Origin of the sequence: Streptomyces alkaliphilus (genome assembly GCF_014141535.1) — a bacterium.
GTDB classification, from domain to species: domain Bacteria; phylum Actinomycetota; class Actinomycetes; order Streptomycetales; family Streptomycetaceae; genus Streptomyces; species Streptomyces alkaliphilus.
This window is the reverse complement of sequence record NZ_VKHT01001638.1, coordinates 1-588: the sequence shown is the minus strand read 5'-3', so window position 1 is coordinate 588 and position 588 is coordinate 1. Positions and strand designations below refer to the sequence as shown.

Below are 588 nucleotides of genomic sequence, written 5' to 3'. Positions count from 1 at the left end.
CTCCGTGGTTGTGAGGGACGGGGTGGGGGTTCAGCCGAGGCTGAGGAACGCGAGGAATGCGGCCAACAATCCGAGGGTGATGGTGGCCCACAGGGGGTCGACCTGCCAGGCGGCCCAGGCGGCGGCCAGGGCGGCGCCGCGCAGGGCGAGGCGCGCGCCCCAGCCCAGGGGCCGCTGCTCCTGGAGCTGTTGGATGCGGCGGGTGCGCCAGTCCATCTCGTGTTGGAGGTGGGCGCGGGTGACGGTGTCGTTCGGGTCGGTGTGGGAGAACGTGGCCGCGTAGCGGTGGCGTTCGGCCTCCAGTTGTTCGATCTCCTCCTCGGGGATCCAGGTCACTTGGTGCTCTCCTTGTCGGTGGCGATGGTGTAGACGGTGTACTGGCCGGTGCGGTCGGCCGCGGCGGTGCCCTCGCCCTCCCATTTGGTGAGCCATCCGGCGACGGTGCGGGGTGCGGGCAGCAGCTCCTCCTCGCCCCGCTCGCCCAGCGCTTCCCCGAGGGCGGCGTGCAGTTCCTTGGGGGTGTAGCCGGTGGCGCCGGCGGCGGTGAGGATCTCGCGGGCCAGGGCGCGCGGGTCGGTGGGGCGGGAG

The 588-nt window shown here is 72.8% G+C and carries 2 protein-coding genes; both read right to left on the bottom strand.

The window, feature by feature from the left end; translation table 11 throughout:
• Positions 1-30 precede the first annotated feature (30 nt).
• The gene (locus tag FNQ90_RS26090; protein WP_182608548.1) at positions 31-336 is read right to left on the bottom strand and encodes a hypothetical protein; all 306 of its coding nucleotides are present in this window, start codon (positions 334-336) and stop codon (positions 31-33) included.
• Positions 333-588: hypothetical protein (locus tag FNQ90_RS26085; RefSeq protein ID WP_182608547.1), on the bottom strand; the 256-nt coding region annotated here is incomplete at its 5' end. The genes FNQ90_RS26090 and FNQ90_RS26085, both read right to left, overlap by 4 nt.